This window comes from Bhargavaea cecembensis (genome assembly GCF_001619585.1).
In the GTDB taxonomy this organism is placed as follows: Bacteria; Bacillota; Bacilli; order Bacillales_A; family Planococcaceae; genus Bhargavaea; species Bhargavaea cecembensis_A.
On the sequence record NZ_LQNT01000003.1, the window covers coordinates 1 to 25,925 of the forward strand.

The 25,925-nt window shown below is 55.8% G+C and carries 24 protein-coding genes, 1 tRNA gene, 1 other RNA gene and 1 other annotated feature; of the genes, 21 read left to right on the forward strand and 5 right to left on the reverse strand.

What is annotated here, in order from left to right:
- Window positions 1-350 precede the first annotated feature (350 nt).
- The 3 genes from AV656_RS03495 to AV656_RS03505 all read left to right on the forward strand — a co-directional run bounded on the left by AV656_RS03495 (window position 351) and on the right by AV656_RS03505 (window position 3,869).
- Window positions 351-836, forward strand: a complete 486-nt coding sequence (locus AV656_RS03495; protein WP_063178989.1) for a glutathione peroxidase — start codon at window positions 351-353, stop codon at window positions 834-836.
- Window positions 837-930: 94 nt separating this feature from the next.
- On the forward strand, window positions 931-2,394 hold the full coding sequence (gene guaB, locus AV656_RS03500; protein WP_063178991.1) for an IMP dehydrogenase: 1,464 nt from the start codon (window positions 931-933) through the stop codon (window positions 2,392-2,394).
- Between the two features lie 125 nt (window positions 2,395-2,519).
- Window positions 2,520-3,869: a D-alanyl-D-alanine carboxypeptidase family protein gene (locus AV656_RS03505; RefSeq protein WP_156484791.1), complete on the forward strand. Its 1,350-nt coding sequence runs from the start codon at window positions 2,520-2,522 to the stop codon at window positions 3,867-3,869.
- A gap of 37 nt (window positions 3,870-3,906) precedes the next feature.
- Here AV656_RS03505 and AV656_RS03510 read toward each other — a convergent pair whose 3' ends face one another.
- A complete protein-coding gene (locus AV656_RS03510) occupies window positions 3,907-5,325 on the reverse strand; it encodes a PLP-dependent aminotransferase family protein (protein WP_082818592.1) in 1,419 nt (472 codons plus the stop codon).
- A 125-nt stretch (window positions 5,326-5,450) separates the two neighbouring features.
- Here AV656_RS03510 and pdxS point away from each other — a divergent pair, with 125 nt between their 5' ends.
- From pdxS to serS, 3 genes are all read left to right on the forward strand, one after another.
- Window positions 5,451-6,296, forward strand: coding sequence for a pyridoxal 5'-phosphate synthase lyase subunit PdxS (gene pdxS / locus AV656_RS03515; RefSeq protein WP_063178993.1), 846 nt, complete (start codon window positions 5,451-5,453; stop codon window positions 6,294-6,296).
- Window positions 6,297-6,573: 277 nt separating this feature from the next.
- On the forward strand, window positions 6,574-8,235 hold the full coding sequence (locus AV656_RS03520; RefSeq protein WP_063178995.1) for a M4 family metallopeptidase: 1,662 nt from the start codon (window positions 6,574-6,576) through the stop codon (window positions 8,233-8,235).
- A 51-nt stretch (window positions 8,236-8,286) separates the two neighbouring features.
- Window positions 8,287-8,498: a binding site (T-box leader), on the forward strand.
- 77 nt (window positions 8,499-8,575) lie between these two features.
- Window positions 8,576-9,856 carry a serine--tRNA ligase gene (gene serS, locus AV656_RS03525; RefSeq protein WP_063178997.1) on the forward strand — a complete coding sequence of 427 codons (1,281 nt, stop codon included), beginning with the start codon at window positions 8,576-8,578 and terminating at the stop codon, window positions 9,854-9,856.
- A 162-nt stretch (window positions 9,857-10,018) separates the two neighbouring features.
- Here the strand turns inward: serS and tadA are convergent, their stop codons facing one another.
- Window positions 10,019-10,564 (reverse strand): tRNA adenosine(34) deaminase TadA, encoded by a 546-nt coding sequence (gene tadA / locus AV656_RS03530; protein WP_063178999.1) that lies wholly within the window; start codon window positions 10,562-10,564, stop codon window positions 10,019-10,021.
- A gap of 94 nt (window positions 10,565-10,658) precedes the next feature.
- Here tadA and AV656_RS03535 point away from each other — a divergent pair, with 94 nt between their 5' ends.
- The 3 genes from AV656_RS03535 to AV656_RS03545 all read left to right on the forward strand — a co-directional run bounded on the left by AV656_RS03535 (window position 10,659) and on the right by AV656_RS03545 (window position 13,201).
- Window positions 10,659-11,798 carry a glycosyl hydrolase family 18 protein gene (locus tag AV656_RS03535; RefSeq protein ID WP_063179001.1) on the forward strand — a complete coding sequence of 380 codons (1,140 nt, stop codon included), beginning with the start codon at window positions 10,659-10,661 and terminating at the stop codon, window positions 11,796-11,798.
- A gap of 105 nt (window positions 11,799-11,903) precedes the next feature.
- On the forward strand, window positions 11,904-12,536 hold the full coding sequence (locus tag AV656_RS03540) for a deoxynucleoside kinase (RefSeq protein WP_063179003.1): 633 nt from the start codon (window positions 11,904-11,906) through the stop codon (window positions 12,534-12,536).
- Window positions 12,533-13,201, forward strand: a complete 669-nt coding sequence (locus tag AV656_RS03545; protein ID WP_063179005.1) for a deoxynucleoside kinase — start codon at window positions 12,533-12,535, stop codon at window positions 13,199-13,201. Before AV656_RS03540 ends, AV656_RS03545 begins: the two co-directional genes overlap by 4 nt.
- Before the next feature lie 59 nt (window positions 13,202-13,260).
- Here the strand turns inward: AV656_RS03545 and AV656_RS03550 are convergent, their stop codons facing one another.
- Entirely contained in the window at window positions 13,261-14,631 is a 1,371-nt protein-coding gene (locus AV656_RS03550; protein WP_063179007.1) for an aspartate kinase, read from the reverse strand.
- 162 nt (window positions 14,632-14,793) lie between these two features.
- Between AV656_RS03550 and thrC the strand changes: the two genes are divergently transcribed.
- The 3 genes from thrC (at window position 14,794) to AV656_RS03565 (ending at window position 17,267) form a co-directional block, all read left to right on the forward strand.
- Complete coding sequence (gene thrC / locus AV656_RS03555; RefSeq protein WP_063179009.1) at window positions 14,794-15,873, forward strand: threonine synthase; 1,080 nt, start codon at window positions 14,794-14,796, stop codon at window positions 15,871-15,873.
- Window positions 15,873-16,772 (forward strand): homoserine kinase, encoded by a 900-nt coding sequence (thrB, locus tag AV656_RS03560; RefSeq protein WP_063179011.1) that lies wholly within the window; start codon window positions 15,873-15,875, stop codon window positions 16,770-16,772. Before thrC ends, thrB begins: the two co-directional genes overlap by 1 nt.
- Before the next feature lie 90 nt (window positions 16,773-16,862).
- Window positions 16,863-17,267: a GNAT family N-acetyltransferase gene (locus tag AV656_RS03565; protein ID WP_063179033.1), complete on the forward strand. Its 405-nt coding sequence runs from the start codon at window positions 16,863-16,865 to the stop codon at window positions 17,265-17,267.
- A 44-nt stretch (window positions 17,268-17,311) separates the two neighbouring features.
- On the opposite strand, the gene AV656_RS03570 is transcribed toward AV656_RS03565, so the two are convergent.
- Window positions 17,312-18,535 (reverse strand): CDP-glycerol glycerophosphotransferase family protein, encoded by a 1,224-nt coding sequence (locus tag AV656_RS03570; RefSeq protein ID WP_063179013.1) that lies wholly within the window; start codon window positions 18,533-18,535, stop codon window positions 17,312-17,314.
- A 220-nt stretch (window positions 18,536-18,755) separates the two neighbouring features.
- On the opposite strand from AV656_RS03570, the gene AV656_RS03575 reads away from it, so the two are divergent.
- The 3 genes from AV656_RS03575 (at window position 18,756) to AV656_RS03585 (ending at window position 21,377) form a co-directional block, all read left to right on the forward strand.
- On the forward strand, window positions 18,756-19,970 hold the full coding sequence (locus tag AV656_RS03575) for a glycosyltransferase (protein WP_063179015.1): 1,215 nt from the start codon (window positions 18,756-18,758) through the stop codon (window positions 19,968-19,970).
- Window positions 19,939-20,676: an HAD-IIB family hydrolase gene (locus AV656_RS03580; RefSeq protein WP_082818593.1), complete on the forward strand. Its 738-nt coding sequence runs from the start codon at window positions 19,939-19,941 to the stop codon at window positions 20,674-20,676. The genes AV656_RS03575 and AV656_RS03580 overlap by 32 nt, the downstream gene beginning before the upstream one ends.
- A gap of 62 nt (window positions 20,677-20,738) precedes the next feature.
- Complete coding sequence (locus AV656_RS03585) at window positions 20,739-21,377, forward strand: acetylglutamate kinase (protein WP_082818594.1); 639 nt, start codon at window positions 20,739-20,741, stop codon at window positions 21,375-21,377.
- A 163-nt stretch (window positions 21,378-21,540) separates the two neighbouring features.
- Here the strand turns inward: AV656_RS03585 and AV656_RS03590 are convergent.
- A tRNA-Ser gene (locus AV656_RS03590) sits at window positions 21,541-21,633 on the reverse strand.
- 98 nt (window positions 21,634-21,731) lie between these two features.
- On the opposite strand from AV656_RS03590, the gene ffs reads away from it, so the two are divergent.
- The 6 genes from ffs (at window position 21,732) to AV656_RS03620 (ending at window position 25,599) form a co-directional block, all read left to right on the forward strand.
- Window positions 21,732-21,998: signal recognition particle sRNA large type (gene ffs / locus AV656_RS03595), an RNA gene on the forward strand.
- 183 nt (window positions 21,999-22,181) lie between these two features.
- Window positions 22,182-23,963: a DNA polymerase III subunit gamma/tau gene (gene dnaX, locus AV656_RS03600; RefSeq protein WP_063179019.1), complete on the forward strand. Its 1,782-nt coding sequence runs from the start codon at window positions 22,182-22,184 to the stop codon at window positions 23,961-23,963.
- Window positions 23,964-23,993: 30 nt separating this feature from the next.
- Window positions 23,994-24,314 carry a YbaB/EbfC family nucleoid-associated protein gene (locus tag AV656_RS03605; protein ID WP_063179021.1) on the forward strand — a complete coding sequence of 107 codons (321 nt, stop codon included), beginning with the start codon at window positions 23,994-23,996 and terminating at the stop codon, window positions 24,312-24,314.
- 79 nt (window positions 24,315-24,393) lie between these two features.
- Window positions 24,394-24,990 carry a recombination mediator RecR gene (recR, locus tag AV656_RS03610; protein ID WP_063179023.1) on the forward strand — a complete coding sequence of 199 codons (597 nt, stop codon included), beginning with the start codon at window positions 24,394-24,396 and terminating at the stop codon, window positions 24,988-24,990.
- 27 nt (window positions 24,991-25,017) lie between these two features.
- The gene (locus AV656_RS03615) at window positions 25,018-25,239 is read left to right on the forward strand and encodes a YaaL family protein (protein ID WP_063179025.1); all 222 of its coding nucleotides are present in this window, start codon (window positions 25,018-25,020) and stop codon (window positions 25,237-25,239) included.
- A 96-nt stretch (window positions 25,240-25,335) separates the two neighbouring features.
- Window positions 25,336-25,599, forward strand: a complete 264-nt coding sequence (locus AV656_RS03620; protein WP_063179027.1) for a pro-sigmaK processing inhibitor BofA family protein — start codon at window positions 25,336-25,338, stop codon at window positions 25,597-25,599.
- Window positions 25,600-25,925 lie beyond the last annotated feature (326 nt).

Here is a 25,925-nt window from a genome sequence, read left to right on the forward strand (position 1 = left end):
AGCCGTCTCCTTATGGAGGCGGTTTTTTTTGTGCGGACATTCAGTATCCGGCAGCAGTTCTCCGCTTCGGGAGCGCTCATAAAACGGATCAGCTCTCGGGGCAGCTATGGGCGCTGACACACACAGCCATCCGATCAATCGCTCTCCTTTTTGAGGCTTGATCTGAAAAGAGGTTTGAGTTCCAAAGCAATCGGAGATTCATAGAAGGTAAGAAACTTTGACACAAATGGATCGAAGGATCACATGGTACTTTACATAATGACAATCAACATCGGCCTTCCGGATACATATCTTTTGCCTTCCATATGTGCCCGGGGTAAGTTTAAAGTCAAATGAGAGGAGTGGCAGGCATGGCAGCAACAATCTATGATTTTGAAGTAGAAAAGGCAGATGGCACCAGACAGGCACTCTCCGACTATGAGGGACAGGTAGTCCTGATCGTGAATACGGCAAGCAAGTGCGGCTTCACCAATCAGTTTGCCGGTCTCCAGGCACTCTATCAGGACTATCAGGATGAAGGCTTTACGATTCTCGGTTTCCCGAGCGACCAGTTCATGAATCAGGAGTTCGAAGACATTAACGAAACGATGGAATTCTGCAAAAAGAACTATGGTGTATCGTTTCCGATGTTTGCAAAAGTCGACGTGAAAGGCGATAAAGCGGATCCCCTCTTCCAATACCTCACAAATGAAACAAAGGGGATTCTCGGCGGTGAAGTAAAGTGGAACTTTACGAAATTTCTCATCGGTCGTGACGGACGCCCGGTCGAACGATATGCACCGCAGACAAAGCCAGAAAAAATCCATGATGACATCAAGAATCAACTAATCGAATAATGGGAATAATTTTACTTCCGGATGTTTCTTGACAGCCCAATTTCACGTTGATAACCTAACAATAATATTCAGCGATATGGGGGCGTAAATCAACATGTGGGAGAACAAGTTTGCCAAAGAAGGCCTGACATTTGACGATGTATTGCTTGTTCCGGCGGAATCGGAAGTATTGCCGAAGGAAGTGGATCTTTCTGTTCAGCTGACGGAAAAAATCAGACTTAACCTCCCGATCATCAGTGCCGGCATGGACACGGTTACCGAAGCCAAGATGGCCATCTCCATGGCACGTCAGGGCGGCATCGGGGTCGTCCACAAGAACATGAGCATTGAAGAGCAGGCAGAGCAGGTGGAACAGGTCAAGCGCTCCGAAAATGGCGTCATCACGAATCCATTTTATCTGACACCCGATCATCAGGTATTTGACGCAGAGCATCTCATGGGCAAATACAGAATCTCCGGCGTTCCAATCGTCAACAATGAAGAAGAACTGAAGCTGGTCGGCATCATCACGAACCGCGACATGCGATTTATCGAAGATTACTCCGGCCAGATCAGTGACTTTATGACCAAAGAGAATCTGGTGACCGCTCCGGTGGGAACGACGCTTGCTGAAGCGGAAAAGATGCTTCAGAAGTACAAAATCGAGAAGCTTCCGATTGTCGATGAGGAAGGCATCCTAAAAGGCCTCATCACGATCAAGGACATTGAGAAGGTCATCGAGTTCCCGAAAGCGGCAAAAGATTCGCAGGGCCGCCTGCTTGTCGGTGCCGCAATCGGCGTGACTTCCGACACGATGATGCGCCTTGAGCAGCTCGTCAAGGCCGAGGTCGACCTGATCGTCATCGATACGGCACACGGCCACTCCAAAGGCGTTATCGATACAGTCCGTCAGATCCGCGAAACTTATCCGGAACTTGATATCGTGGCAGGAAACGTTGCGACTGCGGAAGGCGCACGCGCCCTCTACGAGGCCGGCGCCGACGTCGTAAAAGTCGGCATCGGACCGGGATCAATCTGCACGACACGTGTCGTGGCAGGGGTCGGCGTCCCTCAGATCACGGCCGTCTATGACTGCGCGACAGAAGCACGCAAACACGGCAAGGCGATCATCGCGGATGGCGGCATCAAGTATTCCGGCGATATCGTCAAGGCACTTGCAGCCGGCGGACATGTCGTCATGCTGGGAAGCCTTCTTGCCGGAACGACCGAAAGTCCGGGCGAGACGGAAATCTTCCAGGGTCGCCGCTTCAAGGTATACCGCGGAATGGGCTCCGTCGGGGCGATGGAACAGGGCTCCAAGGACCGCTACTTCCAGGAAGACGCGAAGAAACTTGTACCGGAAGGCATTGAAGGCCGACTGCCTTACAAAGGCCCTCTTGCCGACACGATTCACCAACTGGTCGGCGGCATCCGCGCCGGCATGGGCTATGCAGGTGCAAAAGATCTGGAGTCGCTCCGTGAAGAGTCCCAGCTGATCCGTATGACAGGCGCGGGCCTCCGCGAGAGTCATCCCCACGATGTACAGATCACAAAAGAAGCACCCAACTATTCATTGTAATCATAATTTACACGCCTTTTCGCCCTCCATCGGGCGGAAGGGCATTTTTTTCGTGAACCGGCAAGCGGCACTGACCGTTCTATGATAAAATGAAGCGGTTGAAATAAGTATTCGGAGGGACCAAATTGAATCACATGTTTAAGAGAACACTCGCGATCCTCGTGGTTGTGCCTGTTCTTATGATGACCATATTTTCTGCGCCCGGCTCTGCTTCCGCGGCAGAGGATCTTGGCCTGCGCGTAGATGCTGCCATCCTGGTCGACGCGGATACCGGCCAGATTCTCTATGGGAAAGACGAGGATGCCACACTCGGCATCGCCAGCATGTCCAAGATGATGACGGAGTACCTATTGTTTGAGGCAATCGAGGAAGGACGGATTACCTGGGACCAGGAATATACCGTTTCGGATTATGCCTATACCATCTCTCAGGACCGTCGCCTGAGCAACGTCCCGCTCCGGAACGGCGAGAAGTACTCGATCCAGGAGCTGTATGAGGCGCTTGCCATCTACTCTGCAAACGGAGCCACAATCGGCATTGCGGAGACACTCGCCGGCTCGGAAACCGAGTTCATCAAGCTCATGAATAAAAAAGCCGAAGAGCTTGGTCTGAAAGACTACAAGTTCGTCAACTCCACGGGACTGAACAACTCCTACCTTCAGGGCATGCAGCCGAAGGGCACGGGAGAAAATGACGAGAACGTCATGCCTGCGAAATCAGTGGCGCTCCTCGCCTATCACCTTCTGAAGGACTATCCGGAAGTTCTCGAAACGACCAGCATCCCGAAGAAGGTGTTCCGCGAAGGCACGTCCGATGCGATCCAGATGGACAACTGGAACTTCATGCTGCCCGGCCTCGTGTATGAATACGAAGGCGTGGACGGCCTGAAAACGGGGACGACCGAACTTGCCGGCCATGCATTCACGGGTACGGCCAAGCGCGGCGATACACGGCTGATCGCGGTCGTAATGAAAGCGGTCGACGAAAACGGCAACGGTTCCTACAAAGCCCGCTTTGATGCGGCCCGCACTCTGTTCGATTACGGCTTTAACCAGTTCGTAAAAGAAGAAATCCTGCCTGCTGACCATAAGTTCAAAGGGAACGAAACCCTTCCTGTGAACAAAGGTAAGGAAAAAGAAGTGAAGATCGGCCTTGAGGAGCCGGTCACGATGCTCGTAAGATCTTCCGAGAAAGACAAGTATAAGGCGGAATTCGCTGCGGATGAATCGAAGCTGAAGGACGGCGAGCTTGAGGCGCCGGTCAAGGAAGGCACGGTCGTCGGGAAGGCGAACATTGTCCATACCGAAGGACAGCCGGTCTACGGAAATGTGGACGGGACCCCGGCCTCATTCGATGTCGTCACGAAGGCAGGAGTCGAAAAAGCGGGCTGGTTCTCGCTGACGCTCCAGGCAATCGGTGACTTTTTCTCGGGCATCTGGGATAAAGCCACGGGCTGGGTGAAGGGTCTGTTCTGATTCTTCCTCAACAGCAAATAAAGACGGAACGGCCCGATCAGGCCGTTCCGTCTTTTTTGATGTCCCATGATTCCATAAGGAGGGAAATGGCTGCCGGGATATCCGTTTCCGGGATGCTGCCAAAGCCCAGTACAATCTCAGGGAGTTCCTCCTCTTCTGTCCTGACGATGGAGTAGGCGGCTGCAGACTGGACGCGGATACCGGCATCCGCTGCCAGCCGGACAAGCTCTCCGGCGCTTCTGGGGCTATTGACGGTGAGGCGGAGGTGCATGCCCGCCTGGCTCTCTTCATGGCTTACAGAGCCGGCATAAGGTCCCAGAGCGGCCGTGAGGGCCATGTACTTGCGCCTGTACACTTTTCGCATCCGATTCAGGTGGCGTGAGAACGAGCCGTCCGCCATGAACCCTGCAAGCATCTGCTGGTCGAGCCGGGGAACGGTTGATGAATAAAGGGAAAACAGTTCATCGTAGCGCTCCATGAGCGGTTCCGGGAGCACCATGTAGGCGATCCGGAGGGACGGCATGAGCGATTTTGAAAACGTGCTGAGGTAAAGGACGCGGCCGTGGCGGTCCATTCCCTGGAGTGCGGGCACCGGAATGCCACCGTATCGGAATTCGCTGTCATAGTCATCTTCGATGATAATGCGTCCGGGTTTCCCGGCAGCCCAGCTGAACAGCCGGCTTCTGCGTTTTGCGGACAGGACCGCGCCTGTCGGAAACTGGTGTGCAGGTGTGACGTAGACGGCATCCGCCGAGGATTCCTCAAGGATTCCCACATCGATTCCCTCTCCGTCCACGGGGATGGGGACGGTCATCCGGTCGTTCTGACGGAACAGGTGGTGCGTCAGGGGATAGCCCGGGTTTTCGACGGCGTACACCGTAAATGGCCCGAGGAGGCGGATGATGAGCGGCATCAGCTGTTCTGTTCCCGATCCGATGATGATCTGTTCGGGTGTGCAGCGGACCCCCCGGGAATGGTTCAGATAGGTCGCAATTTCGCGCCGAAGCTCCGGGTCGCCATGCGGATGCCCGAGAAGCAGAAACTCAGCCGATGCCGGATCGATGAGATTCTTGGCCTGCCGTCTCCACTCGTCAAACGGGAAGGCCCGGGTGTCGATGCGTCCGGGGGAGAAGTCATGCCGGTATTCAACTTTTTTCGGCGGCCGGGGAGAGGCTGCTTTCTGATCTTCTGCCGGCTGGGCATAGGCGAGTTCGCCGACGTCCTGCACGTAAAACCCGCTTCTCGGCTTTGACGTGATATACCCTTCGGCAAGAAGCTGCTCGTAAGCAAGCTCGACCGTTGTGTTGCTGACACCGAGGTGTTCGGCGAATTTCCGTTTGGAAGGCAGCTTCGCACCAACTGTAAGTGAGCCGTCCAGAATCATGCGGCGGATTCCTTCATAGATCTGTGCGTAAATCGGATCGGCGCTGTCTCTCCGGATCGGGACAATGAGCATATTGATCACCTTTCTTTATAACTGGCCTTATCAAATCATATGGAACTGGATATTTTAATATGGTCAATCCCTATTATACTTGAATCAGAAGACAGAACATAACAAAAAAAGGGGAGACGATTAAGATGCAATTCCAATACGGCGGCGTCATCATGGACGTCATCAATGCAGAACAGGCGAAAGTGGCGGAGGCGGCCGGAGCGGTCGCGGTCATGGCGCTGGAGCGCGTTCCATCCGACATCCGTGCGGCAGGCGGTGTGGCACGGATGGCGGACCCGCGCATCATCGAGGAAGTCAAGAGTGCAGTATCCATTCCGGTCATGGCAAAGGCAAGGATCGGCCATATCTCGGAGGCTCGCGTCCTGGAGGCGCTTGAAGTCGATTACATTGATGAAAGCGAAGTGCTGACGCCTGCAGATGAGGAGTTCCACCTTCTGAAAAGCAGCTTCAGCGTACCATTTGTCTGCGGTGCCCGGGACCTCGGGGAAGCCGCACGGCGTCTCGGCGAAGGGGCACAAATGCTCCGGACAAAAGGCGAGCCGGGAACCGGCAACATTGTCGAGGCGGTACGCCATCTGAGAAAAGTGAACGCACAAGTCACCCGCATTATCCATATGAACGATGATGAGCTCATGGCGGAAGCACGGGACCTCGGCGCACCGTACGACGTACTTCTCGTAATCCGCGAGAAAAAACGGCTGCCTGTCACCAACTACGCCGCAGGAGGTGTGGCCACGCCTGCAGATGCGGCGCTCATGATGGAACTTGGCGCGGATGGTGTGTTTGTCGGCTCCGGAATCTTCAAATCGGAGAACCCGGAGAAGTTCGCGGAGGCCATTGTACAGGCGACCCGGAACTATAAGGACTATGCACTGATCGGCGAATTGTCCAAGGGAATCGGAACCCCTATGAAAGGGCTCGAAATCGGTGCGCTTGCAGCAGGGGAGCGGATGAGCGAGCGCGGTATCTGAGTCATATGGCACGGCCGGAAGAGATTTCTTCCGGCCGTGCTTTTTTTATAGGGAATCTCACCCTTCCCGATAGAAGGGCTTCTATAGAAATACATGTTCTGGAAGAATTCGGATGAACATTTACTCATTTTATTACCAGATTTTATGAAATGAAAAGAACGCCGGACATAAGAGGAAAAAGAGTTTTAACAGCCTATTCAAATTATTCCGAATTACCATTATGATGAAATTCTACCGTACATACGGAGACATCTTGATCAGGGGGAGTGAAGAGAGAATGAACAAACGAAAGCTTGCAGGGATCGGAGCAGCAGCCATCATGGCGCTGTCACTGGCAGCCGGGCCGGCATCGGCTGCCGGCAATGGTGTGACCATCTCGAAAAATGAGGAACTGAACGTTCCCCATCTGGTCTCGGGAGAACTCACAAAACCGTCCTCAAAGCCGGCCGCTGCCATCGTCCATAATTACCTGAAGCAAGAAAAGGACCTGTTCGGCTATAGCGGGGAGGCGGCTTCCTCGTTTGAAGTCATCTCCGAGGAAAAGGACGAGCTTGGCTACACCCATGTGCGCCTTCAGCAAAAACATATGGGGACGCCGGTCTTCGGTTCTGTTCTCACTGCTCATGTAGATAAAAAGGGCGTGCTGACTGCCGTCTCGGGAACGGCAGTGCCGGACCTGGACAAGAAGTCGTCGCTTGCCGGCCAGAATAAAGTCACGAAGGCCGACGCCTATGGAATCGGCAAGAAAGAAGTTGAGAAGCAGCTCGGCGGCAAGGTGGACAAGTTCGAGAATGAGGAACGTCCCGCCCTTGTGATCTATGCCCTGGACGGAGCGCCGCGCTACGCCTACCAGATGCGGTTTGAAGTGCTCGATCCGGCTCCGGGGAACTTCCTCGTCTTTGTGGATGCCAAGACAGGAGAGATCATCAAGAGCCTGAATGAAATGCATGAGGCGAAAGGCGGCAAGAAGGGCGGTACGGATGCCATCAGCGGCACGGTCGTGACCGGCTCCGGCACGGGGGTACTCGGGGACTCCAAGACGTTCAAAACCTTAAGCACGACCGATGGATACTACATGTTCGATGGCACTCGCGGAAAAGGCATCTATACGTATGATGGCCGGAACCAGACGCGCATCCCGGGCTCATTGTGGCTGGATGCGGACAACCGCTTCAATACTTCCTATGACAGGGCTGCCGTCGATGCCCATACGTACGCCGCCTGGACGTACGACTATTTCCGCAACGTCCATAACCGTAACAGCTATGACAATGCGGGTGCGGAGCTCGTCTCTACTGTTCACTACGGACGCAGCTACAACAACGCCGGATGGACAGGTTCCCAGATGATCTATGGCGACGGAGACGGATACAATTTCCGGGCATTCTCGGGTTCACTTGACGTGGTTGCCCACGAATTGACGCATGCCGTGACCGACTTTTCAGCAGATCTGATCTACCAGAACGAGTCTGGTGCGATCAACGAGTCGATGTCGGATATTTTCGGTACGCTCACAGAGTACCACTTCAATAACAACCCGGACTGGCTGATGGGTGAGGACATCTATACGCCGGGCACACCGGGGGATGCGCTCCGCTCGATGGCCGATCCGACACTTGCAGGAGATCCGGACCACTACTCCAAGCGCTACACGGGTACGCAGGATTACGGCGGTGTGCATATCAACTCCGGTATCGGCAACAAGATGGCCTATCTTCTCGCCAACGGCGGCACGCATTACGGCGTGAAGGTCAACGGCATCGGCAATGATAAGGTCGGCAAGGTGATGTACCGCACGCTCACACAGTACCTGACGCCGACGTCGAACTACAGCCATTTCCGTGCATCGGCCGTTCGCGCGGCAACCGATCTGTACGGTTCGACCAGTGCGGAAGTTGCTTCCGTTAAACAGGCGTTCAGCGCGGTCGGTGTCTACTGAGTCCGGCTTGCCATTTCCACCTGTTTATAGTACAGTGAGGTTAATTTCACACTTGAGACGATGAGGGGAAGCAGTAGCGGGAAACGCCTTTTTCAGAGAGCCGGCGGGTGGTGCAAGCCGGCAGGGGTGTCCGTGAATCCGTCCCTGAGCAGCCGGGCTGAAACTGCCAGTAGGCCCGGCCGGCGCATGGACCGTTATTCCATTGAGCGGGCCGCTGACTGCGGCCAATCAGGGTGGCAACGCGGGTGGCTCTCGTCCCTTTTTATAGGGGACGGGGGCTTTTTGTATGCCAGGACATTTCCCTCATCGCCGGACAAACGAATGGATAGGAGGCGCCAACATGCTGGACATCAAGTATGTAAGGGCACATTACGAGGAAGTCAAAGAGAAACTGTCGAAACGCGGGGAGGACCTGGCCGATTTCGAGCGCTTCGGTGAACTGGATACAAGGCGCCGCGAGCTGATCACGCAGGTTGAGGAGCTGAAGGCGGAGCGGAACGAGTCGTCCCAAAAAATCGCCGAGATGAAGCGCAACAAAGAAAACGCTGACGAGGCGATCAAAAAGACGCGCGAACTCGGTGACCGCATCAAGGAACTGGACGCGGAGCTGAATACGGTCGAGGAAGACCTGAACTACATCATGATGCGCGTTCCGAACATCCCGCACGAAAGCGTTCCGGTCGGCGAAAGCGAGGACGACAACGTCGAAATCCGCAAGTGGGGAGAACTGCCGGAATTCGGCTTCGAGGCCAAACCTCACTGGGAAGTCGGCACGGATCTCGGCATCCTCGATTTTGAGCGTGCTGCGAAGACGACGGGCAGCCGGTTCGTCTTCTATAAGGGTGCAGGGGCGAAACTTGAGCGCGCGCTTGCCGCATTCATGCTGGACCTCCATACGGAAGAACACGGCTATGAGGAGATGCTCACGCCATACATGGTCAACCGGGCAAGCCTGACGGGTACAGGACAGCTTCCGAAATTCGAGGAGGATGCGTTCCTCATCGAAGAGGAGGACTACTTCCTCATTCCGACGGCTGAAGTGCCGGTGACGAACTTCCACCGCGACGAGATCCTGAACGGGGCCGAGCTGCCGCACGCCTATGCCGCATACAGCGCATGTTTCCGGTCTGAGGCGGGTTCCGCCGGCCGTGATACCCGCGGGCTCATCAGGATGCACCAGTTCAACAAGGTCGAGCTCGTTCATTTCGCCAAGCCGGAAGACTCGTATGAAACGCTCGAGAAGCTGACCGGCCATGCGGAAAAAGTGCTGCAGCTTCTCGGACTTCCATACCGCGTCCTCAAGATGTGTACTGCAGACCTCGGCTTTACCGCCGCGAAAAAGTATGACATCGAAGTATGGATCCCGACACAGGGCACCTACCGGGAGATTTCGTCCTGCTCGAACTTTGAGGACTTCCAGGCGCGCCGGGCGAACATCCGCTTCCGCCGCGAACAGGGAGCGAAGCCGGAATTCGTCCACACGCTGAACGGCAGCGGACTTGCCATCGGCCGCACCGTCGCCGCCATCCTCGAGAACTACCAGCAGGAAGACGGCTCGGTCATCATTCCTGAAGCACTGCGTCCATACATGGGCGGCAAAGAGAAAATCGAAGCAAAGTAAGCAAAAAACCCCGCAGCCTGTCAGAAGGCTGCGGGGTTTCTGCTTCATGAAACGCCCTAATATCAAGCATGATTGAAGCTAATGTTAGGCTCAACAAGCGGAAGGTAAGCTGACTTTGTGCTGCAGGAGCCGAAAGGCATCCTTACTGCTCCGGGCTCCGTCTTATTCCTCTGTCTCCATCTCCCGTTTTTTCCGTGCCTGTTTTTCCGCTTTCCGGCGTTCGCGGATTCCGCGGAAAAAGTTTGTAAGGAGGGTGCCGCATTCTTCGCCGAGTACTCCTTCGGTGACATCGCACCTGTGGTTAAAGCGCGGGTCATCGAGCAGCCGGTAGAGCGAGTCAACGCAGCCTGCCTTCGGGTCACGCGCACCGTAGACCACCCGCGGGATACGGGACTGCAGGATGGCGCCCGCACACATCGGGCAAGGCTCCAGGGTGACGTATAGCACGGTGTCTTCAAGCCGCCAGCTGCCGATTTTCCTGCATGCCTCGGTGATCGCTGCCAGTTCCGCATGGGCGGTCGCTTCCTGGTCACGTTCGCGCAGATTATGCGCAGCGGCGATCACTTCTCCGTCCCGAACGATCACGGCGCCGATGGGGACTTCACCGATGGCCTCGGCTTTTTTTGCCTCCAGGATGGCAAGCTCCATGAACTGAAGGTCTGGTTCAGGCGCCTCGGCGCCATTGGTTAATGGTTCGTTCCTGTCCATCCCGGAACCTCCTGAACAAGTGATTTTCCTCAGTGTATCACGCTTTTCCGATTTCCGGCATATGATGGACCGGACTGCCCAAGGAGGGAAACCAATGATTCATGTTGTCAAGCAGGGGGATAGTCTCTATACAATCGCCCGGCAGTACGGGGTGCCTGCGGCAGATATCGCCTCAGCCAACGAACTGCCGGATCCCGATGTCCTCGTCATCGGCCAGGCACTGGTTATCCCGCAGACACCTCCGGCTGACCGGCCGGAAATCACGGTGAACGGATACGCGGAGTGGTACACACAAACACCGCCTGCCTCTCTTGTCCAGGAAATCCGGAAAAGGGAAGGGCTCCTGACTTATGTCATGCCGACGGGTTATGAGGTGCGCCGGGATGGCTCACTTGTCCGGTTCGACTGGGGCGCGGTCGGAGAAGCAGCGGAGGCCGCGGGTGCCCAAACGGTGATTGTCGTCATGAATCTGGAGGAAGGCGCATTCAGCAAAGAGGTTGCCGAGGCGATCTTTGCAAGCGAGGCCGCACAGGACCGGCTGATCGGGGAAATCAATGCGCTTGCCCGTGAAAAAGGGGCAAAAGATGTCCATTTCGACTTTGAATACCTCGGACGGGAAAATCGGGATGCATACACGGCTTTTCTCCGGAAAGTGAAGGGTCAGCTTGATGAGGGCCTTACACTGTCGGTCGCCCTTGCGCCAAAGACGAGTGAAGATCAGCCGGGCGTCTGGTATGGGGGCCATGACTACGGGGCGATTGGCGCAATCGCGGATTTTGTCGTGATCATGACCTATGAATGGGGCTACAGCGGCGGTCCTCCGATGGCCGTGTCGCCGATCGGGCCGGTTCGTGATGTTCTCGAATTTGCGGTATCCGTCATCCCGCCGGGCAAGATTCTCATGGGCCAGAACCTGTACGGGTATGATTGGACACTTCCGTTCAAGCCCGGGAACCCGCCGGCACAGGGCCTGAGCCCGCAGGCTGCCCTGGTCCGGGCGAAGGAACGCAATGCAGCAATCCAATATGACGAGGCGTCACAGGCACCATTTTTCAATTATTGGCGGGACGGCAAGGAGCATGTCGTCTGGTTCGAGGATGCCCGTTCCATCAAGGCAAAATTCGATCTGATCAAGGAATTGGGCCTTATGGGCATTTCCTATTGGCATCTGTCATTCCCCTTCCCGCAAAATTGGACTCTTCTCGACGAAATGTTCCACGTGAAACAACTTTGAGCCGGCATCCATCTTCTACCGGAGATGGACCCGGTTTTTTTCGTATGCCCGTTACGCCGCCTGTGATAAAATGAAGTGTCAACTTAAGAAAGGGAGGGAATCCGGATGCATGTTCCGTTTATCGCGGTCGAAGGGCCGATCGGTGTCGGCAAGACGTCGCTCGCCAGCGAAATCGCGGAAACGCACCGATTCCGGCTGCTGAAGGAAATCGTGGATGAAAATCCGTTCCTCAATAAATTCTACGAAGACATCGACGAATGGAGTTTCCAGACGGAGATGTTCTTCTTGTGCAACCGGTATAAACAACTTAGCGACGTCAAAAAGGTGCTGGACAACCGCCGGCCCGTCGTTGCGGATTATCATATTTTTAAGAACCTGATTTTTGCAGGAAGAACGCTGAAGCCCGGAGAGTATGCGAAATACGAGCAGATCTACAGCATCCTGACGGCAGATATGCCGATGCCGAATGTCATCGTCTACCTTAATGCGGGACTGGACACACTGATGAAGCGCATCGCCATGCGGGGCCGGGACTTTGAGAAAAATATGGACCCGGAATACATGAAGCAGCTGTCGGCGGACTATGAGGTCTTCATCGACCGATTCGAGACGGCTCACCCGGAAATTCCGGTGCTGCGATTTAGCGGAGACCGATATGACTTTGTACATAACGCGGAGGACCGCAAGTACATATTGGAGCAGATTGACCAGGTGATCGGAAAGGAAGTCACAGAATGAACCTCAGAGAAAAATACAACATCCCGAAGCATGCCGTCATCACGGTGGCCGGGACGGTCGGTGTCGGGAAGTCGACGATGACCCGTGCGCTGGCCGAAGCACTGAATTTCCGGACATCGTACGAGAAAGTGGATTCCAACCCTTATCTCGAACGATTTTATGACGACTTCGAGAAGTGGGCATTCCATCTACAAGTGTATTTCCTCGCGGAGCGCTTCAAGGAGCAGAAGCGGATGTTCGAATATGGCGGCGGGTTCGTCCAGGACCGGTCGATCTATGAGGACACCGGCATCTTCGCCCGCATGCACTACGAGAAGGGGACGATGGATCCCGTCGACTACGGCACCTATACAGAACTGTTCGAGGCGATGGTCATGACGCCGTATTTCCCTCATCCGGACCTGCTGATCTACCTGGAGGGGTCATTCGACCATATCCTTGAGCGGATCAAGGAGCGGGGACGCCCGATGGAGCAGGCGACGCCGGTTGCCTATTGGGAAGAAATGTACGAGCGGTATACCCGTTGGATCGACTCGTTCAGCGCCTGCCCGGTCCTTCGCCTCGACATCAAGGACTATGATCTCCTGAAGGACCCGGATGCGACAGAGGATATTGTGGAACGAATGGCCTTTTTCATGAAACAGGCCAACCTGCTGGAAAAATGATAGAGAAAAGCACCGCCCGTCCGGATTATCCGGAAGGGCGGTTCTTTTTGCTGTTCGGTTCAAAAGGTATGGGCGTGAGCGGGTACGAAGAACTCGTTGTACACGGCACGCAGCGCCTTTTTCTCATCTTCTTTTTTCACACCGAAAACGATGGAGACTTCCGAAGAGCCCTGGTTGATCATTTCGATGTTCGTCCCGGAACCGGCAAGCGCCATTGCGGCACGTGCGGCAAGTCCCTTGGAATAGCGCATCGTCTCGCCGACGAGAACGATCATTGAATAGTCGGAGCTGATGTGGGCATCGTCCACTTTCAGCTCGTCAAAGCAGCGCTTCACAATCCGTTCTTCCTTTTCAGGCGTCAGGAACTTGTTCCGGATGATGACGGACATATTGTCAATCCCGGTCGGGGTGTGCTCGAAGGATATCTGTTCATCTTCGAGGATGCCGAGCAGGCGGCGGCCAAAGCCCATCTCACGGTTCATCAGGTACTTGTCGACATAGAGCGTGCTGAAGCCGCTGTCCGCTGCGATTCCGATGACCGGCTGGGTTTTGCATTCGCGTTCTTTCACGATCAGCGTCCCCGGGGCCGCCGGGTTGTTCGTGTTTTTGATGTTGACGGGCACAGAATGATTAAATGCCGGCATGAGCGACTCGTCATGCAGGACAGTAAATCCATTGTATGCGAGTTCCCTCATTTCCCGGTAGGTCATCTTGCCGATCAGGGCCGGATTGTCGACGACATTCGGGTTGGCGGCAAAGACACCGTCCACATCGGTGAAGTTCTCATACATGTCGGCGCCGGTCGCAGCTGCAAGGATCGCACCCGTAATATCGGATCCGCCACGGCCGAATGTGCAGAGGACTCCGTCTTTCGTATAACCGAAAAAGCCAGGGAAGACGATGACACGGGGTTCTTCCTTCAATTCCGAAAGGCGGGCATAAGATTCCGCGTCTGCCATGCCGTCTCCTGCAGGCCCCTCAACGATGAGGCCGGCTTCCTTCGGCGACTTGTAGACCGCTTCGATGCCGATCTGGTTCAGGTAGGCCGCAATGAGCCGTGCGTTGTTGTCCTCGCCTGCGGCCTTCATCAGGTCCATGAAGCGGCCTGCATGCGGCCGGTCCGCAGAAAGCCTGGAGCGGAGGTCTTCCTCGACGGACGAGGTGAATTCCCCGCCGACGCCGAGCCCTTCCGCAATCAGGCGGAACCGGCCGACCACTTCGGCAAGAAGAGGTTCGGTGTCTTTATTGTCCAGTGCAGCGTCCGCCAGGCGGATCAGCATGTCGGTCACTTTCCGGTCTTCCGGATACCGCTTCCCGGGAGCCGAGACGACGACAATCCGCCGGGTGCGGTCGGATGAGATGATGCCGGCAACTTTCATGATCTGTTCCGCCGACGCGACCGAAGTTCCACCAAATTTGCACACTTTCATCTCATCAGATCCCATCTCTTTGAATTTCATTTCATAACAGAATGAATTGTTTTAAAATATAGTACGGAGGGGTTGTTTCTGTCAACCTCCGGGACTATAATGTCCTTATGCAGTGAACATATGTTTTTTCATAGTGTACATTCAACCGGAGGTGGCGTCAACATGGAAACCAACAACAAAACTGCGAAGCGCTGGAATGGTCTGATCGAAGAATACCGGGAGTGGCTGCCGGTTACGGAGGACACGCCTTCCCTCACCTTGCAGGAAGGGAACACGCCGCTGATCCGGCTGGACAATCTTTCCCGGGAGTGGGATATCGACCTGTATGTAAAGACGGAGGGCACCAACCCGACCGGCTCGTTCAAGGACCGGGGGATGGTCATGGCTGTCGCCAAGGCGAAGGAAGAAGGCAAGTCGGCGCTGATCTGTGCATCTACAGGGAATACGTCCGCGTCTGCCGCGGCGTACGGTGCGCGGGCCGGCATGCGTACGGTCGTGGTCATCCCTGAAGGGAAGATCGCGCTCGGAAAACTTGCTCAGGCGAAGATGTACGGAGCGGAGATTCTTGAAATCGAAGGGAATTTCGACGAAGCACTCCGAATGGTCCGTGAAGCGGGCGGAGATGACATTGCGGTCGTGAACTCGGTGAACCCGTACCGCCTGGAGGGCCAGAAGACGATTGCCTTCGAGGCAATTGAGCAGCTCGGCAAGGTGCCGGACGTTTTCGCACTCCCTGTCGGCAACGCAGGGAACATTTCGGCAGCCTGGAAAGGGTTCAAGGAGTATTCCGAGAAGCGCGGCACAGACCGTCCGCAGCTGCTCGGCGTACAGGCAGCCGGCGCAGCTCCGATTGTCAACGGTGCACCTGTCGAGCAGCCGGAGACGATTGCAACGGCCATCCGTATCGGGAACCCGGCCAGCTGGCAGCTGGCCGAGGCGGCGCTCGCGGAGTCGAACGGGAATATTCTCGCCGTCACAGACGAGGAGATCCTCGAAGCCTATAAGCTGATCGCATCTCGTGAAGGGGTATTCGCAGAACCGGCATCGTGCGCGACGATCGCCGGCATCAAGAAGCAGCTGGAATCCGGCGGCCTGAAGCGGGGCGCGACTGTCGTGGGCGTGCTGACCGGCAACGGGCTGAAGGATCCGGACACCGCGATCCTGGCGAACGAGAACAGCAAGCCGATCACACAGGAAGAGTTCGAAACATTCATCAGCGGCATCAAGGCGGAGGTCCGCTGATGGGCAGGCCGACGCTCGCCATCCGGGTGCCGGCCACGACGGCGAACCTGGGGCCCGGTTTTGACTGCGCGGCACTTGCACTGGCACTTTATATGGAAGTGGAAGCGGAAAAGGCCGCTGCCTGGGAAGTGGTCTATGAAGGGGAAGAATATGCCGATCTTGCCGGCGGGGAGGAAAACCTGATTGTCCGGACGATGCAGGAAACTGCTCGGCGGGCCGGTGCAGAGGCGGAGCCCTGCAGGCTCACCGTCCACTCGGAGATCCCGCTCGGCAAGGGGCTTGGAAGCAGTGCGACTGCCGTTGCAGCAGGAGTTGAGGCAGCGGACCATCTGTACGGGCTTGGGCTGACAATGGAAGAGAAGGTCAGGATCGGCAGTGACATCGAAGGCCATGCCGATAATGTCGTGGCTGCGATCATGGGAGGCGCAGTATTTTCCCATTACCTGGACGGTCAGGTGGAAACGGTCCATATCCCGGATCCTGATGTCGGGGCGGTGATCCTCGTACCGGACCGCACGTTTGCGACTAAAGAATCGCGCGGCCTTCTCCCGGATACCCTGGGACACGCCGATGCGGTATGCGGCAGTGCGGCGAACGGCGTAATGACGGCGGCAATCGCCGTCGGTAACTGGAAACTTGCCGGCCGGATGATGGAGCGGGACGTCTTCCACGAGCCGTACCGTGCTGCCCTGTTCCCGGATTTCGAACAGATCCGCCGCTTTGCCCGCGAAGCCGGTGCATACGGCACGGCCGTGAGCGGTGCGGGTCCATCGATTTTCGTCCTGACGGAGCCCGGTTCGGAAAAAAACATTGCGGACCGGCTTGCCGGAGAGTTCCCGGCATACCGCCCGATTGCGGTGCGGGCCTCGTCCGCCGGCGCCGTTGCCGTAGCGGTGTAAACACGAACGGAGGAACGGTAAATGCTGCTGTACTTTTGATCATCCGCTCTTTTATCCGGAAAAATAGGAAAGGAGCGGATCAGATTGAAATTGGAATACAGAACAGATCTGGAAGGAATCACTGCCGGGATGCTGGAGGGCTTTTTCGTCGGTTGGCCGGACCCGCCGTCGGAGGAGACCCATCTGCGGCTGCTCAGGAACAGCAGCCACAGGGTGATCGCCGTGGAGAGGGAATCGGACCGTATCGTCGGATTCATCACCGCGGTAAGTGATGGGGTCCTGTCGGCATACATCCCGCTTTTGGAAGTGCTGCCCGAGTACCAGGGGGCCGGCATCGGACAAGAACTCGTCCGCCGAATGTTCGGTGAGCTGGATCACCTCTACATGATTGATGTCTGCTGTGATGATGATGTCGTACCGTTTTACGAACGGTTGGACATGCATCGCACAAATGGCATGATTCTCCGGAATTACAGTCGCCAGTCGGGAAACTAACCACAATTGAAAAGGAGCAGGCCCTTTATAGGGACCTGCTCTTTTTATGTTTCCGCAGGGATTGTCTTCGTGCGGGCTTTGAGTTTCTCGGTCGAACGGGCCGGGCCGATTACGCGGTCCGCCAGCCTGCGGCAGTTTTCATGGTCAAAGTATTGAAAGTACTCGCCGGACTTTCTGTAAAACGAATTCGTGTTTTCACCGGCCGTGATGCGGTCCAGCAGTCCGGTCACTTCCGGCAGGCTGTTCACTTTGTAGCCGTACAGTTCTCCGTCGAGGTCAAGGTAGGTGCCCCGGTGCTTCTCCATCTCTTCCTGGTCAAACATATAGAAGATGATCGGCTTGTTCTGATAGAGGAAATCCCATGACACGCTCGTGTAGTCGGTCAGGAGCATGTCCGCCCGGATGACCTCCTCCTTGATGGAAACTTCATCAAACGAATAAAAACGGATGTGCTCAGAGCCGGGCATCTGTTTGAAGAACCGCTCGAACCGCTTCATGAAGGGGTGGAGCGCGACCTTAACGTTCAGTTCGCGGTCACTGACCAGAAGAAGGAAGGAGAGGTCATTCAGGAGCCCGGTCGTGCGCCTGAAGTACTCGCTTTCCATGAAGGCCTCGTCGGATAGCCCGAAAAGCCACTCCCGCCAAGTCATCATGACAAGGATATTCTTCACTTCCGGAGAGGGGCTGTCCGGCTCGAGACGGTCGAAACGGGCCATGCCGGTCGTGATCAGCTTTTCCTCGGGAACGCCCCATCCGTATTGCTTGATTCGCTTTTCATAAGGCGAGGCGCAGTTGAAATAGTCGGTCCGTCTGAGGAGAGGCCTGTCTTCCGGAAGGATCAGAATCTTTTTGAATCCTTCGATGCCATGGCTGATATGCGTCATGACTGTCTTTTTGTTCAGATGGACATACCGGTCAATACCAGGTGCGATGTCATAGAGGAGGGAATGGCCGTGGAAAGTGTAGGCAGCCCGGAAGAACAGCAGATAATTTCGGAAGGAGCCGAGGGGAACGGCATTCGGAATCCCTTCACTGCGGACATAGTCGGTTGAGGGTTCGTACATCCAGTAAACGTCCAGGTCCGGCCGTTCCCGGATCAGGTAGTCATGGAAGACCGAGGCGTTGTCCTCATACTTCTCGCCCAGATTGCCGCCCACGAGAACAATGTCCCTCTTTGGACGGGGGAGAATGGCGGCAAGCGCACGGGCTGCCGCCACCTTCACGGCAACTTCTGCCGGCCGGTACCATTTCTCTTTTTTCAATCCCATAACATCCCGCCTTTCTCTCGGTCTCTCTTAATATTAGCTTAATATGATGACCTGGTTTTCTCTCGTTTGTTAACACTACCTTTACAATACCCGTGCATGACCCGAATCTAAACAAAATATGACAGAATTTGTTTGATTTTGAGTTAAGTAGGGAATAGCCATATACTGCTCTGCGTTTTTCAGAGGGGAGATAAGTAGGAAAGGGGCTGTCCATCTGATTATGTTCAAAAATATATTGTTTATTTCAGACCACGGAGATCCTCTTGCGAAACTGGGAGGAAAGCAGTCGGGCGGGCAGAACAACTATGTCCGTCAGCTTGCGGAGGCACTTGCAGGACGCGGCTTGCGCGTTGATGTCGTTACGCACTGGAGCGACCCGGACACGCCGCAGGTCGAGCGGTTTGCCGGTTCCTGCCGGGTAATCCGGATTGCAGCGGGACATAAAGGATTTGTTCCCAAATCAGACATGCTGAACATTCTCCCTGACTTCTATAAAGAAATAAAAGCTGTCCTGGATCTCGACTCTTATGACGTCGTCCATACCCATTACTGGCTATCCGGCCTGCTCGGCCTCATGATCCGGGATGAATACGGCAAACGTGTTGTCCACACTTCCCACTCTCTCGGAATCGCCAAAGCGAAGGCGACCGGAGAAGTGGAGGAGGCGAGGCTCAGGGCAGAAAAAGAGATCCTGGGGCGGGCGGACCGTGTAATTGCCACCACACCAACTGAAAAGGACATCATCCTTGATTTTGCCGGTATGCGCTCAAGCGTGTCAGTTGTATCGATCGGTGTCGACCGGTCATTTGAACAGGCATCTTCAGCCGGAGCAAAAGGCGGAACGCCCCTGTTCGTCTATGCCGGACGATTCGAACAGACAAAGGGCATCCTGACACTTCTGCGCGCATTCCGGCTTTTCCTCCGGCACGGCAGGGATGCCAGGCTCATTCTGGCCGGCGGCGCGGCGGAGGACATTGATCCGAAAAGCGGGCTGCCGCAGAAGGCCCGCCTCCGCGCTGCAGTCGCCGGGATGGAGGACCGGGTGACCTTCCTGGGCCCGCTCGGCCAACAGGAGCTTGCGGATCTGTTCGGCCGCGCTACGGCCGTCATTGTTCCGTCCTATTATGAATCGTTCGGTATGGTGGCTGCAGAGGCGCAGGCATGCGGGACGCCGGTGATTGCATCGGAAGTCGGCGGGCTTCAGGACGTCGTGCAGGATGGCCGGACAGGCCTCCTCGTCTCTGCCAAAAACCCGGCAGAACTTTCCCGCAGCATGAGGCGGATCGCCGGGGATCGCGAATTTACGGAACGCCTCGGCAGAGAGGCGCGGAAACGCGCGAGGAAAGTGTTCAACTGGCCGGCGATCGCAGGAGATATCCATGAAATCTACGAGGTGTTGTACCGTGCAGAAGATCCGGTATCTGTTGGCGACTGATTTGGACGGCACATTTGTCGGAGACGAGGAGGGGCTCCGCGAACTTCTCGATTATTATGATTCCCTGCCGGAGCGTGTAGCGCTTGCCTATGTGACGGGCCGCCACCGGGCTTCCGCGATGGGGCTGATCCGTGAAGAGAGGCTGCCGGTTCCGGATATTCTTATCACTGATGTCGGTACGTCGGTCTATTCAGGGCCGGACCTTGCGGAAGATCCCGGCTGGAAGCAGCGGATGACGGAAAACTGGGACCCGCAGGCTGTACGGGGGATTGCCCGGGGGATTTCCGGTATCCGGCTGCAAAATCTTCCGGACACAAGGCGGGTCTCCTTCTTTTCCGAAGGCGGGGAGCCGGCCGAAAAGCTAAAGAATGCCCTCACTTCGGATGGCATTCCGCACACATTCATTTTCAGTTCGGGCCGGGATGTGGATATCCTGCCGGAAGGCGGCGGGAAGGGAGAAGCGCTCCGCTATGTAATAGGGAAGTTTGCGGAAGTGGATGCAAGCATCCTGGTCGCCGGGGATTCCGGCAATGACCTGGATATGCTCATGCTCGGGTATCCTTCAGTGATCGTCTCGAATGCACGGCCGGAACTTCTGGAAGCGGAGGGTCATGACGCCCTTTTCAGGGCCACCCGTCCGTGTGCAGGGGGCATTTTGGAGGCGTGGATGCACTTTCACGGGAACACTGCGGATATAAAAGGATGATGAACAGCCGGGCTCCGGGATGAATAAGATAGGCCATCTGAAACGTTTGGGGTGGATATACTGTGACAAGGTACCACTGTCAGGGCCCCGGCATGCCGGGGCTGCAGCCTGTCGGCTATGTGGCCATCCCGATGATTCCCGTGCCGATGCCGGGAACGGGAAACTTCATTTCTGCAGAAGCCGCCAAACTAAAGGCCGATATGCGGGTTCTGTGGGAACAGCACATTGCCTGGACGCGAATGACCATTATCAGCCTCGTATTCGACTTGCCGGATACTGAATTTGTCATCACCCGGCTTCTCCGGAATGCGGAGGACATGGGGAACGCCCTCAGACCGTATTACGGAGACCGGAATGCTGACAGATACGCCGAACTGATCAAGGAGCACCTGACAATCGCAGCCAGCCTGGTCAAAGCGGCCAAGGCCGGAGAAACGGAAAAAGCGGAACAGATTGAACGGGACTGGTACCGGAATGCAGATGAGATCACAGACTTCCTGAGCAGTCTGAACCCGTATATTGACAAGGAAGAGTTGAGGAAGATGCTTTATGAACATCTTTCCCTCACCAAACTGGAGGCCGTCTGCATGATCGTGAAGAACTTTGAGCTGGAAATCGAAGTTTTTGAGCAGATTGAGACGGCGGCCCTCCAAATGTCGGATATGATTTCGGATGCGATCATCCGGCAGTTCGGCCTATGAAGCGAAGCTGGAAAAATGAAAAAGCCGCCTGCATCTGCTGCCGGCGGCTTCATTTGTGAATGTGTTTTGGTTCTTTTAAATTTTCAATCATATATCAGGAGAAAAAATCGCTGCAGAAGCAACGAATTTTTTCTATCTCAACTTTATGCGCGTGTTTGTGAAATGGCGGAGGAGGAGGGATTCGAACCCCCGCGCGGTGTTACCCGCCTCTCGGTTTTCAAGACCGACCCCTTCAGCCAGACTTGGGTACTCCTCCATGTCACGGGAATAATTTATCATGATGCGATGCCGGTGTCAACGGGAACGAAAAAATAAGGTTGATTTTTTTCGCGCCAGGACGTATAATGAATCTCGCCGTGCTAGGTGGGAAGGTAGCGGTGTCCTGTAACCCGCAATCCGCTCCAGCGGGACTGAATCCCTTTCCGAGGCCGTGTGTCATGCAAGGCCTGCCTTCTGCACGTAGTGTAGACGTTTGGGTCCTGCGCAATGGGGCCCCATGAACCATGTCAGGTCCGGAAGGAAGCAGCATTAAGTGGGTCACCCCATGTGCCGCGGGGCAGCCTAAACCGAGCCAACGACAGGAGTAACGCTTGTGTGCATCGGTCGAAGAAAGGTGCACGGCATTTTCATAGACATGTAATCGGCCCGTCCGGATGAGGACGGGCCTTTTGTGTGCCCGGAAATCTTCCGCTTCCGGAAAGGGATTCTCTGTGCCGGAACCGGGAGAAGATAGGGGCGCGGGTGGCACCCGTGTGGTATAATTGAGGCAAATGAAATGGTGTCCGGAAGGAGGAGAGTTGCACCATGTATCAGGCGTTCTACAGGGCCTACAGGCCGCAGACATTCGGAGAGATGAGCGGGCAGCAGCACGTCAGGCGGACGCTGCAGAATGCTCTCCTCCAGGACAAGACGACCCATGCCTACCTGTTTTCCGGGCCCCGCGGAACCGGGAAGACGAGTACGGCAAAAATCTTTGCGAAAGCCCTGAACTGTGTCCAGGCACCGACGGACGAGCCGTGCAACGAATGCGACTCCTGCCGCGGGATCACGGATGGTTCGGACACGGACGTCATCGAGTTCGACGCAGCCTCCAACTCCCGTGTCGAAGAGATCCGGGAGATCATCGAGAAGGTTCGTTTCGCCCCGTCCCACTCACGGTTTAAAGTGTACATCATAGATGAGGTGCATATGCTCTCAAATAGTGCATTTAACGCACTGCTGAAGACGCTCGAGGAGCCGCCGGCGCATGTCGTCTTTATCCTGGCGACGACGGAGCCCCACAAACTGCCGCCGACCATCATTTCGCGTTGCCAGCGCTTCGACTTCAAGCCGCTTTCGCGTGCAGACCTGAAGGACCGGATGGAGCAGGTGCTGGAAGACAGCGGGATTCCGTATGAGGAACCGGCGCTGAAAGTCATCGCCCAGGCAGCAGCAGGCGGCATGCGGGATGCACTCAGCATGCTGGACCAGGCTGTGTCGTTCGGCGGCGATGATGTCACGGCAGACGATGCGGTCATGGTCACCGGCTCGATTGGCGAGGAACTGTTCCGTGAGATTGCCGAGGCGCTTTCCGGCAAGGATGCCGCGGGTGCGCTATCGCTGCTTGAGCGGCTCGTTTCCGAAGGGAAGGACGTGGTCCGGCTCACGGAGGACCTGATTACATTTTTCCGGGATCTTCTCGTCATGAAGGCCGCGCCGGGTATGCCGGACCTTCTTGAAATCATTTCGGAGCCGGACGGATTTATGCCGCTTTCGGAGTCGCTTCCGGAAGGACGGCTGTATGCGTTTATCAGCATCCTGTCAGAAACCCAGCAGGAGATGCGATTCTCGAATCATGCGAAGGTGTATCTGGAGGCGGCCTTCCTGCGGATGATCCAGGCTGACGGAACACCCGTCTCCGCTGCAGGACCCGCTTCAGCCGGAGGCGGTGAAGATGTTGAGCAGCTGCAGCGGCAGGTCAGCCGGCTCGAGCAGACGGTATCCGACCTGACGCGCCGGCTCCAGCAGGGCATCCCTGCGGCTGCGGAAAGCACGTCACCGGAGCGGCGCCGCCCCGCACCGAAGTCGAAAAACGGCTTTCAGGTGCAGGAAGGCCGCATCCGCGATGTCCTGGCCAATGCCACTAAAGAGGATATCCGGTCGATCAAATCGAACTGGGCGTCCATCCTGGACGATATGCAGAAATCGCAGGCAGCCCTTCTGAATGATGCCGAGCCGGTAGCGGCATCGGACAAGGCGTTTGTGTTAAAATTCAAATACGCGATCCACTGCGGCATGGCCGCAAGCAACCCCGAATTCCTGGCGTCGCTTTCCCAGGGGCTGTCGGCACGGGCCGGCAACGCCTATGACCCTGTATTTGTGCCGGAAGAGGATTGGCTGAGGATCCGGGAAGCATTTATCCGAGAGAACGGACTCCAGAAGCCATCTTCGGGAGAAAGCAGGCAAGAGTCCCCCAACCCGGAAGAAGCAGCGGCCGAAGAGGCACTGTCCTTCCTGGAGGAGGCGGGTGCCCCTGCACAGGATCCGCTGGTCGGGGAAGCAGAGAAGCTGTTCGGCAAGGAAGCCGTCAACGTGTATGATGACTGATCATTACTTATTTATTGAGGAGGAAAACAGATGCGTGGCATGGGCAATATGCAAGGCATGATGAAACAGATGCAGAAGATGCAGAAACAGATGGCGGAAGCACAGGAAGAACTCGGCGAAAAGCGCCTCGAGGGCACAGCCGGCGGCGGCATGGTCAAAGTGGTCGTTTCCGGACATAAGGAAGTGCTGGAAGTGGCGGTCGATCCGTCCGTTGCAGATCCGGAAGACGTGGAGATGCTGCAGGACCTGATCGTCATCGCGACCAACGATGCACTGAAGCAGGCCGACGAACTGACCAACTCGACAATGGGCCAGTTCACGAAGGGCCTCAACCTCCCGGGTATGTTCTGAGATTTCCGTCGAGCGGACGGGCCGGCACGCGATAAGCGGCGGCCCGTCTCTTATATTTCATGAGGAGGATGGAACCAGATTGCATTATCCTGAACCGATTTCAAAGCTGATCGACAGCTTTATGAAACTGCCGGGGATCGGGCCGAAGACAGCCGCCCGGCTCGCTTTTCATGTATTGGATATGAAAGAGGACACGGTGCTCGAATTTTCAAAGGCGCTTGTCGATGCGAAGCGCAACCTGACGTTCTGCTCAGTCTGCGGGCACATCACAGACACGGATCCGTGCCGGATCTGTAAAGATGAATCCCGCAGCCGTTCGATGATCTGCGTCGTCCAGGAGCCGAAGGACGTGATCGCCATGGAGAAGATGCGCGATTTCAATGGTCTGTACCACGTCCTCCACGGCGCAATTTCGCCGATGGACGGCATTGGTCCGGAAGACATCAATATTCCGGATCTGCTGAAGCGCCTCCAGGACGAAACCGTGCAGGAAGTGATCCTTGCCACCAACCCGACGATAGAAGGTGAGGCGACGGCCATGTACATTTCCCGGCTCATCAAGCCGTCCGGCATCCGCACGACGCGCATTGCACACGGGCTTCCTGTCGGCGGCGATCTTGAATATGCGGATGAAGTCACGTTGTCCAAGGCGCTTGAGGGCCGCAGGGAACTCTGACATTCACGAAAGAAGGAGTGGCACCCGATGTTCGGCCGGAGGAATAAACTGAAGCGCGAGTATGATGAACGCCTGATCCGCCTCCTTAAAGAAACGCACGAGGAATGGATGCAGGCAAGGGAGATTGAACGTCAGGCTTCGCGATTCGATGATGAAGGCATCGCCCGTACCCAGCGGCTGATGGCTGAAGCCAGACACTTTTACCTATATAAAGAGGCGAGATTGCGGAATATCTCCCTTAAGCAGTGACGGATGGCCCTCGGCCGCCGTCTTTTTTTGAATACGATGCATCCTGGTGGCATACAGTGGATACGGAGTGAAAAACGGAAAAAGGATGGGGTCGGTTTGAAACTCGCCATCGGCATTGCAGCCGGACTGTTTATCCTCCTCGTGCTGGTCCGCAATAAGCGGATCCTTTATACAGCCGCGGAAAAACTGTCCGTCTTCTGGTTCCGGCTTGCCGCAGCTTTCCTGGTCCTGTTCCTATTGAACGTCGGCCTGGGTCTCCTTGGGTTCTTTGTGCCGGTGAATCTGATGTCCGGACTCATGATCGCCATACTCGGCATTCCCGGCGTTGCGTCGGTCTGCGCGCTCTCCGTCCTTTTATAGGAGGAAGAGCGGTATTGCAGACCGGCGCTTGACTTTTACATGTAACAGGCGTATATTAGGGGAGTCGCTTTTTTCGGGGCGGAAAAAAGAAATGAAAAGTTGATTGTTTCTTGTTGACACCTGGAATGAGACATGGTATTATAATTAAGCTGTCGCAAAGAGATGCAACGCGGCGAGCACAATGAACCTTGAAAACTGAACAGCAAAACGCTGATGAAATGAGTTCCCGGAACCCGACCCCGTCGGGGAAACGGAACAAATGATATCGGACATATCGCAAGATATGCCAGCTTTAAAGTATGAGCTTACTCATACTCTCTTTATGG

Coding starts and splice junctions, on each gene's coding strand:
- AV656_RS03495 (WP_063178989.1), top strand. CDS start 351: ATGGCAGCAACAATCTATGATTTTGAAGTAGAAAAGGCAGATGGCACC.
- guaB (WP_063178991.1), top strand. CDS start 931: ATGTGGGAGAACAAGTTTGCCAAAGAAGGCCTGACATTTGACGATGTA.
- AV656_RS03510 (WP_082818592.1), bottom strand. CDS start 5,325: ATGCTCATTGTCCCGATCCGGAGAGACAGCGCCGATCCGATTTACGCA.
- pdxS (WP_063178993.1), top strand. CDS start 5,451: ATGCAATTCCAATACGGCGGCGTCATCATGGACGTCATCAATGCAGAA.
- AV656_RS03520 (WP_063178995.1), top strand. CDS start 6,574: ATGAACAAACGAAAGCTTGCAGGGATCGGAGCAGCAGCCATCATGGCG.
- serS (WP_063178997.1), top strand. CDS start 8,576: ATGCTGGACATCAAGTATGTAAGGGCACATTACGAGGAAGTCAAAGAG.
- tadA (WP_063178999.1), bottom strand. CDS start 10,564: ATGGACAGGAACGAACCATTAACCAATGGCGCCGAGGCGCCTGAACCA.
- AV656_RS03535 (WP_063179001.1), top strand. CDS start 10,659: ATGATTCATGTTGTCAAGCAGGGGGATAGTCTCTATACAATCGCCCGG.
- AV656_RS03540 (WP_063179003.1), top strand. CDS start 11,904: ATGCATGTTCCGTTTATCGCGGTCGAAGGGCCGATCGGTGTCGGCAAG.
- AV656_RS03545 (WP_063179005.1), top strand. CDS start 12,533: ATGAACCTCAGAGAAAAATACAACATCCCGAAGCATGCCGTCATCACG.
- AV656_RS03550 (WP_063179007.1), bottom strand. CDS start 14,631: ATGAAAGTGTGCAAATTTGGTGGAACTTCGGTCGCGTCGGCGGAACAG.
- thrC (WP_063179009.1), top strand. CDS start 14,794: ATGGAAACCAACAACAAAACTGCGAAGCGCTGGAATGGTCTGATCGAA.
- thrB (WP_063179011.1), top strand. CDS start 15,873: ATGGGCAGGCCGACGCTCGCCATCCGGGTGCCGGCCACGACGGCGAAC.
- AV656_RS03570 (WP_063179013.1), bottom strand. CDS start 18,535: ATGGGATTGAAAAAAGAGAAATGGTACCGGCCGGCAGAAGTTGCCGTG.
- AV656_RS03575 (WP_063179015.1), top strand. CDS start 18,756: ATGTTCAAAAATATATTGTTTATTTCAGACCACGGAGATCCTCTTGCG.
- dnaX (WP_063179019.1), top strand. CDS start 22,182: ATGTATCAGGCGTTCTACAGGGCCTACAGGCCGCAGACATTCGGAGAG.
- AV656_RS03605 (WP_063179021.1), top strand. CDS start 23,994: ATGCGTGGCATGGGCAATATGCAAGGCATGATGAAACAGATGCAGAAG.
- AV656_RS03615 (WP_063179025.1), top strand. CDS start 25,018: ATGTTCGGCCGGAGGAATAAACTGAAGCGCGAGTATGATGAACGCCTG.